This is a genomic window from Polyangium sorediatum (assembly GCF_029946465.1).
In the GTDB taxonomy this organism is placed as follows: Bacteria; Myxococcota_A; Polyangia; order Polyangiales; family Polyangiaceae; genus Polyangium; species Polyangium fumosum.
This window is the reverse complement of the sequence record NZ_JARZHI010000146.1, coordinates 1-7,839: the sequence shown is the minus strand read 5'-3', so window position 1 is coordinate 7,839 and position 7,839 is coordinate 1. Positions and strand designations below refer to the sequence as shown.

General features: G+C 70.6%; 5 protein-coding genes. 3 read left to right on the top strand and 2 right to left on the bottom strand.

The genetic code is table 11. The annotated features are described in order from the left end of the window. Positions 1-153 precede the first annotated feature (153 nt). Positions 154-4,314 (top strand): DUF2339 domain-containing protein, encoded by a 4,161-nt coding sequence (locus tag QHF89_RS49445; RefSeq protein WP_136969824.1) that lies wholly within the window; start codon positions 154-156, stop codon positions 4,312-4,314. A gap of 117 nt (positions 4,315-4,431) precedes the next feature. After that, complete coding sequence (locus QHF89_RS49440; protein ID WP_284722002.1) at positions 4,432-5,058, top strand: hypothetical protein; 627 nt, start codon at positions 4,432-4,434, stop codon at positions 5,056-5,058. Here the strand turns inward: QHF89_RS49440 and QHF89_RS49435 are convergent. Beyond that, entirely contained in the window at positions 5,049-5,270 is a 222-nt protein-coding gene (locus tag QHF89_RS49435) for a hypothetical protein (protein ID WP_136930878.1), read from the bottom strand. The two genes, QHF89_RS49440 and QHF89_RS49435, sit on opposite strands and share 10 nt — an antisense overlap. A gap of 146 nt (positions 5,271-5,416) precedes the next feature. Between QHF89_RS49435 and QHF89_RS49430 the strand changes: the two genes are divergently transcribed. Next, positions 5,417-6,103 carry a hypothetical protein gene (locus QHF89_RS49430; RefSeq protein ID WP_136969826.1) on the top strand — a complete coding sequence of 229 codons (687 nt, stop codon included), beginning with the start codon at positions 5,417-5,419 and terminating at the stop codon, positions 6,101-6,103. Between the two features lie 4 nt (positions 6,104-6,107). Here the strand turns inward: QHF89_RS49430 and QHF89_RS49425 are convergent, their stop codons facing one another. Beyond that, positions 6,108-7,598: a tetratricopeptide repeat protein gene (locus QHF89_RS49425; protein ID WP_136969827.1), complete on the bottom strand. Its 1,491-nt coding sequence runs from the start codon at positions 7,596-7,598 to the stop codon at positions 6,108-6,110. Between the last annotated feature and the right edge of the window lie 241 nt (positions 7,599-7,839).

Here is a 7,839-nt window from a genome sequence, read left to right as displayed (position 1 = left end):
AGCCCCCCGCGGGGTCCGGGGCAGCGCCCCGGCGCGACCCTTCCCCGAGGAGACCCATGCTCCGGACCAGGGCCAGCCCTGGACCTTTGGTGCATGGATGTTCCCTCGCGAGGTCTGGCTCCCGTGAGCGTGGCCTCGTGGTAGGGACCTTTCATGGAGGCGCTCCTCGTCCTGCTCGGCCTGGGCTTGGTGGGGTTGTTCCTGGCCACCCCGATCCTCGCGTTGCTCCTGGCCACGCAGGCAAAGGCACGCGTGAAGCACCTCGAAGAGAGGCTCGACGTGCGAGAGGCGCACATCGCGGAGCTGGAACGGCGGCTCGCGCGCATGGAAACGCTCGCGCAAGCCTCCACGGGCCACCCGCCAGATCGGACCGCCTCCTCGCCGACGCCTCAAGAACCGTCCGTCAACGTTGGCTGGGTGGACGTGCACGACGTGAAGGTCCACCCGTCAGGCCTGACGGACGCCCCGCGCGCGCTCGCGGTCATGCCGTCCGAACCGACGGGGGACCTGCGCGTGATGTCGGAGGCTGCTGCTGCTTCTGCTTCTGCCTCCGCTCCGGCTCCTGCCGCCGCCTCCTCCTCCGCGCCCCCCACCGAGCCTGCTCCCTCCCTCGAAGAGCAACTCGGCCTCACGTGGCTCACGCGCATCGGCGCGGCGGCGTTCCTCCTCGGCGCCCTCTTTTTCTTCAAGTACGCCGTCGACAACGCCTGGATTGGCCCGACCGGTCGTGTCGTCCTCGGCGCTGTTCTCGGCGCCTTGCTCCTCGCCGCTGCGGAGCTCCTCCGACCCCGGACCCGCCCGGCCTTCGTGCATGCCCTCTCCGGCATCGGCCTTGCCACGCTCGTCGCTTCGTTATGGGCTAGCGTCGCGCTCTACCAGCTCGCTCCGCCGGCCGCGGCCTTCGTCGCCGTGGCCCTCGTGCTCGCGCTCGGCGCGGGGCTCTCGCTTCGCCATCGCGCCGAGTCGCTCCTCGTCCTCGTCCTCGTCGCCGGCCTCGCCAATCCTGTCGTGCTCTCGACCGGACAGGACCGACCCATTGCGCTCTTTGGCTACTTGCTCCTCCTCGGATCCATGGCCCTCGGCGTCGCGCTCCGGGCCGGGTTTCGCCTCGTCCCCGCGCTTGTCGTCCCGGGATCGTCTGCGCTGTTTCTCGGCTGGTACCTCAAGTCCTTCGACATCCACGGGCAAACATCCGCATGGAGCGACGTCCCGCCGGAGGCGCGCATCGGGCCTTATCACAGCCTCGCCGCGCGCCTCGCGCCGCTGCTCTTCGTGGGACTCGCTTCCGCGCAGTGGTCTGCCGTCGCGCTTTACCTCGACCGCCGCACCCCGCGGAAGCTCGACGCCAAGCTCTTTGCGCTCGCCGCGCTCACGCTCTCGCACGCCGGGGCGGCGATGTTGCTCCACGATCACGTGTGGCTCCTCTCGGCCCTCGCGATCGCCCTTGGCGCCCTTGCCATCTGGCTGCTCGGCGCGCTCGGCGTGACCGAGCTCCTTGCCGTGCCCATGGCCGCGGCGTTCGTGGTCTTCCTCGTCGTGAGCCATGACGTCCCGCAGGATCAGCGGCTCTGGCTCGTCGCGCTCTTCGGCGGGTGGACGGGCGTGTACGTCGCAGGCTTCGTGCGCAAGGTCCTCCGCCGCGATCCGCTGCCGGCGGGCGCGGCCATCGCGGGCAGCGTCGCTGCCGCGCTTTTCGTCGTGCTCGCTGCGGTGCAGCTCCTGCCCGAGAGGCCCGCGATCTTCGTGGTGCTCACCTCGATCGCGAGCGCCGCTGCCGCTGCACTCGCCGTCCGCGCGCGCCTCGGCGTGCTCCACCTCGCAGCCGTCGGCTTCGCGTCGCTCATGGTCGCGATCGCCGCGGGGTTCGTGCGAAGTGCCGCGCTTGCTGCGCCCTTGTCGCCCGCGTTCCTCGGCGCGCTCGTGGTCTTCGGGGTCGTGCACCTCGCGGCCCTCGGGGTCGCCGCGCTCCGGACACCTTCGCCCTTGCGCTGGAGCGCGGTCCTCGCAGGAGCGCTCGCCACGCTCACGTTCGTCGCGGCGGCGCTCGCGTCCACGAGCGACGAGGTCCCGACGTTCCGCGCGCTCGTCACGGCGGCCGCGGGCGCTCTGGACCTCGCGCTCGCCGCGGGGATCATGCGCCGGAGGCCCGAGGCGAGCGCGCGCCTGTCTCTGCTCGCGGGGCTCGCGCTCGGCCTCTTCGCGGCGGCGCTCGCGTTTGGGCTCGAGGGCGCCACGATCACGGTGTTATGGGCCGCGCTTGGCTGCGTCGCGGCGGCGATCGCGGCGCGCTCGCGGGAGGGCGGGTGGCTCGTGGTCGCCTCGCTCCTGTTCGCCGCGACGTTCGTTCGTCTCGTCGCTGTCGACGTGTGGGGCACGCAGGCGCTCGTGGAGCGGTTTTTCGAGACGCAGGGCAGGGAAGGGGTCCTCTCCGTGCCCTTGCTCCGCAGCCCGCGCGCCACGGGCCTCGCAGGCACGAGCGTCGCATTGCTTGTCGCGGCGTACCTGCTCGCCGCGGGGGCGCGGCGCGCGGAGGCAGCCAAGGACAAGGCCAAGGCATCCCTTGACGTCGCTGCGGGCATTGCCGCGATCGGCGGACATGCGTTCTGGATCACGCTCGCCGTGCTGGAAGTCCGCACCGCGGTGACCACGCTCCCCGCGCCTCCGCCCGTGCCGCTCGACGCCCCCGAATGGGCGGCCTTCGCGGCGCGCTTCACGGCCCTGCTGGCGTCGCAGCAGGGCAGGCTCGCCATGACGACCACGCTCGTGCTTTCGGTCGCGGCCGCGGCGCTGCTCGCGCTCGGCTTCGCGGCGCGCAGCGCGCTTCATCGGTACCTGGGGCTCGCCTTATTTTTCCTCGCCGTCGCCAAGCTCGCGGTCTGGGACGTCTGGAGCGTCGAGCGCATCTATCAGATCCTCCTGCTCACTGGCGTCGGCGCGCTCCTCGTCGCCGGCGGGTTTCTTTATGCGCGCTTCAGCGATCGCCTGATCGCGCTGATGCGCACGGGCGGGACGGCGCTCGTGATCCTGCTCGTCACCACGCGCGCGGAGGCGCAAGCGATCACGCCGCGGCTCCTCCCGGTCGGCAAATACACGTCGATGCGCGCCGTGACGGGCATCGACGCCGCCGGGGATCATCGGCTCGCCGTGGATGACGCGCTCTACCGGGCGAGCACCTCCGCGGAGCTCTTCGCGGACGTGCGTCTCGTCGACGCCGCCGGGCACGAGGTGCCGCGGATCGTGCGGGAAACCCCGGCCCATCGGCGTATTCCGGACGTGCCCGGCGAGATCCTGGATCCCGCGTGGCTCCAGAGCGGCGCGGCGGTCGCGACGTTCCGGCTGCCGGCCTCGACGCTGCATTGTCGGCTCGCGCTCGACATCGCCGGCGACACGTTCCTCCGGCGCGTGCGCGTCGAGACGGGCGACAGCCGCGAGGCGCTCGGCGTCGTCGCGGAGGGGCCGCTCGTGTACCGGATCCGGCACGAGCGCGGCACGGTCGAGCACCTGCTCGTCCCGTACCCGAAGTCCGAAGCGCGCCTCGTGCGCGTGACGCTCCTGCCCGCGGATGCGGCCGAGGCTGGCGGGCGCCTCTCGATCCAGGGCGGCGCATTCCGCTGCCCGTCCTCGGACGACGAGACGAACGTGGTCTCCGAGGTGCCGCTCGCCATCGAGGAGATCCGGCGCGACGAGGCGGAGCGATCCACGATCGTCACGCTCGACGCGGGCGCGGAGGGCCTGCCGATCCAGGCGATCACGCTCGACGTCGGGACGACGGAGCTGCGCCGCCGCGTCGACATCACGGCGACGAGCTTCCGCGAGGTATGGCCGGCCGTGGGCGGCGGCGTCCTCTATCGGATCACGCCGCGGCCGGGCGTCGTGCTGGAGTCGATGCGCCTGCCGATCGACGAGACCCGCAAGCGATATTTCCGCCTCGTGATCCACGACGAGGACTCGCCGCCGCTCGGCATCCGCGGCGCGCGCGGCGAGGTGCGGCCCCGCGAGATCGTCTTTCGCGCGGCGACGCCCGGCGAGCACCGGCTCTACGTCGGGGATCGGACCGCCGCCGCGCCGTTGTACGATCTCGCCGTGATCCTCGACCGCGCCGATCGGGCCGAGGTGCCGCGGGACGCGACGATGGGGCCTGTCCTGCCAAACCCTCGTTTCGGCGAGGCGGATCGCGCGGCGCCGCTGCCGTTCACGGAGCGGCACCGGACGGCGCTCGGCGTGGCCCTTGCGGTCGTTTTGCTCGCGCTCTCGCTCTGGGCGATCCGCTTGCTCCGCAACACCGACGCGGCGGACGAGGGCAAACCGGGCTGATTCCGGCGCGCGGCGCGCCATCGTCGTGGTACCTTCGCGCCCGTCGTGCGCCGTTTTTTTCTGATCACCCAGGGGCGGGCCCTCTCGTACGCGTTTTCCTCCTTCGGACTCGCGTCGATGGCATTTTCCGCGGTGAAAGGCGGGTTCTGGTCGTTTTTGCTCTCGCCGCCGGGCCTTCCCATCGCGGGCCTCGCGCTCATCATGCTGGGCCTCTCCATCGAAGAGACCGGCACCGTGCGGCGAATCCGGCTCGGCGCGGGCCTCCGCGTCTTTGCGTTCGTGCTGCTCCTCGTGGCCGGCGTATGGGCGATCGCCGAGGGCGCGCTCGGCTCGGAGCTCGTCGTCCTCGGGACCCTGCTCTTTGGCTTCGGCGTGGCGGGCGCGACGACGGGATTCGTGCACGACAAAGGCATCGTCGCGGACGTCCGTCATGGACAGGCCATCCGCCTCGAAACCATCTCCGCCCAATTCGTCTCGTTGTGGGTCCGCGGCCGTGACGTCAAGGTCCCCACGTCGATCCTGCGCGGCGTGGCCCTCGCGCGGGACCTCGATGGGCGTGGCGTGTTCGTGCTCGTGCGGAGCCGCGACGGCGTGGTGGGCGGTGACGAACTCCCGTGGATCGCGACCACGCGCGAAGGGGAGACCTTCTTCCTGACCGAGCACGAGGCCGGCCTCGATGCCGAGGTCCTCGCGACGCGCCTCACGGAGGCTGCCGCGGCGGCGCAGGAAGGTGGTTACCGCTGACGGCCCGTGCGCAGCCGGCGACCGCGCAGCACGCGCGTCAGATCGACCTGGCTGCCGTTCAAGCCGGCCATCGGATCGTTGTCGTCGCGGCTGGTGCGACCGATGTGCCAGACCCGGTTTTCGCCGCGCAGTCGTTCTTTTTGCTCTTCCACCGAGAGCTCCGAGCTCCCATCGGGATTATCGCTGCGAACGGGGCGAATGGTCGTGCTCATCGGGGCCTTGGGGCTCGCTTTGCGCGGCCTCTGTAGCATCCGCGTTCCGCCGCCCGGCGTCAAGAACGGCGACCCTTTCGTATCGATCCCGCTTGAAAAAGGCCTGCGCTTGACAGCAGGGACGTCCTCGGCTCCCCTTCGCTTGCATGGCCGTACAGCTCACCGGGCCCGAGGGTTTTGCATTTGCGCGTCGCTCCGTGGGGCCCTCGCGCCCTCCCGAGCGCCTCGCCCTGGTGTCCCGGGCGGGCACGCTGCTGTTCGTGGTCGATCGATACGAGATCTCGTTCGCCGACGGCATCCGCGAGACGGTGTATCTCGAGCGCCTCGAGCGCTTGCTTCGGCTCGACGAGGACCCGGACCGGGGGTTTTACGAGGCGGACAGCGGAGGCACGGATCCCGACGAGCTTTTGGAGAAGCTGTTCGCGACCGAGACGAAGCGCCACGTGGGCCTGCTTCGTTCGCATTTCGAGGCGCGCTCGCCCGTCGCGATCGAGGTCCACGCGAACGTCGTCTACCGCCTCATGCAGGAGGACGATTGGGAGGCCATGCTGGCGTTCCTGAACGAGCGCCTGCCCGAGGGGGGCGCGCTCAGCATCGAGGAAATCAAGAACTTCGACGTCGAGGCGATGATCGCCTTCGATCCCGAGGAGGACGAGCCGGCCCGCGAGGACGGGACGGGGTTTGTCATGTATTTCCGGGAGCAGGACGAGGAGGACGACGGTTTGCCCCTCCTCGGGCTCTGCATTCTCGCGCACGCCGTGGTGCACGACATCGACTGGATGGATGTCGAGGAGGAGCCGCTCTACGACCGCGTGCTCTGGCGCGCCGGCTGATGTCTCAGGGGTTCGTCGCCGGCTTCGGAGCCTCCTCCTCGGCCCCGCGTGCCTCCTCTTCGGCCATTCGATTCTTCCGCTCGGCCTCCTCCGCCTTCCGCTCGGCCTCCGTGCGGTTCCAATCGTGGCCCATGAAACCCTCGATTTGCTCGATCTCCTCGATCCGCTCGCGCGCGCGCCGCGCGGCGTCGGCGTAGGTGGGATCGGCCCCGGCTTTCTGGAGGAAGACGCCAAACAGCTCCTTGGCCTTGCGTGGAGCGAGCTCGGGGTGCTCTCCGCCCGCGATCGCCGCGTACTCCTGCGTCAGGATCCCTTCGTTGTAATAAGCCTCGGGCCGCTCGGGCGCGCTCTGCTTCGCCTTGGCGAGCTCGGTTCGCACCTCCGCAAACTTCTGCGTCAGGTTCCCCTCGTCGATCTGACCACGGAGCGCGTGCGCCAGCCCGATGCGCGCGTCGTAATCGTTCGGCCGCAGGGCGAGCGCCGCGCGGTAGGCCGATTCGGCCGGCGAGAATCCTCGGAAGCGCAGGTTCACGGCGGCAAAGTTCATCTGCGCCTCGAAGAACGCGGGATCGATCCTCCGCGCCTCGTCGAACGAACGCGCGGCCGCCGTGAAATCCCCGAGCTCGACCTGGATCATGCCGGCCGTGTTGTGAATCGGGGCATATCTAGGATCCTTGCGAATGGCCTGCGAGCAGACGAGCGCCGCGAGCTCGAGCACCTGCGTGTCGAGCTTCTTCTTGTCGAGCGCGCCGCGCGCCCGGGGCGCTTCGGCCTTCCGTTGCGCCGTCCCGAGGTGAATGAGCGCGAGGAGGTTGTACGCGGGCAACGCCCGATCATCCACGGCGAGCGCGCTCTGCGCATATTTCTTCGCGCGCTGCGAATCGGTGAGCCCGTCCGCGTCGGGCGTCTCGCGCCCTCGTTTCAGGTGCAAGACGCCGAGGTGCACGAGCGAGGTCGCGTCCTTGAACTGGGCGTCGACGACGGCGGCCCGCGTGAGTTCAGCGATCGCCGCGTCGAAGTTTTTCCCGCCCGACGCCGCGAAATCCAGCAGCGCGAGCTCGGCCCGCGCCCGGTGGGACGTGGGCTCCGCCGCGAGCGCCTTCGTGAATTGCTCCCGCGCCTCGCGATCGAGCTGGCATCGCTGGTACGCCACGCCCGCGTTGTAATGGGCGCGCGCACGGATCGAATCGCTCTCGCGGCCGTCGGCGACGGCCGTGAAGTGCGCGGCAGCGGCCCTGCAGCTCGCCTCGTCGTGTTTTCGGGTGGCGTCCTGGCGGGCGAGCGCGAGCAGGCCGTCCCGGAACCGGAGGGCCGCCGCAGGGGAGGCGGGTTCGTTCGTGGCATGCGAGGCAAGGGCGTTCCGTTCGGGGGCCACGGGGGCCGTGGCGACGCCCGCGCCGCACCCCGTGAGCGCGAGCGCCGTGAGGAGCGCCGCTCCCATCGTCATGCCCCGCCGCGCGCCTTTTGCGTGTGATCTCGATGCATCGCTCTGCATGTGCCGCTCCTCCATCATGCCCACGCGGCGACAGCGCCGGATCGTGGCCTCCGCGTGAGACGCGCGCGCCCCCGCGCGCCTTGGGCTGAGCATGGGTCTCATCTGGGAAGTGCTTCGCTGGGGCGTTGCCCCAGGCCCCACCCGGGGCTATCCGCCCCGGGACCCGGACCAGCGAGGCGCTGGACCCAGGGTCGATGAACTGCGCATCGCGCAGTTCATCGAACGGGCCGAGTCAAGACCA

Excerpts from the sequence above, each read along its gene's own strand:
- QHF89_RS49445 (WP_136969824.1), top strand. The coding sequence starts at position 154 with ATGGAGGCGCTCCTCGTCCTGCTCGGCCTGGGCTTGGTGGGGTTGTTC.
- QHF89_RS49440 (WP_284722002.1), top strand. The coding sequence starts at position 4,432 with ATGGCATTTTCCGCGGTGAAAGGCGGGTTCTGGTCGTTTTTGCTCTCG.
- QHF89_RS49435 (WP_136930878.1), bottom strand. The coding sequence starts at position 5,270 with ATGAGCACGACCATTCGCCCCGTTCGCAGCGATAATCCCGATGGGAGC.
- QHF89_RS49430 (WP_136969826.1), top strand. The coding sequence starts at position 5,417 with ATGGCCGTACAGCTCACCGGGCCCGAGGGTTTTGCATTTGCGCGTCGC.
- QHF89_RS49425 (WP_136969827.1), bottom strand. The coding sequence starts at position 7,598 with ATGCAGAGCGATGCATCGAGATCACACGCAAAAGGCGCGCGGCGGGGC.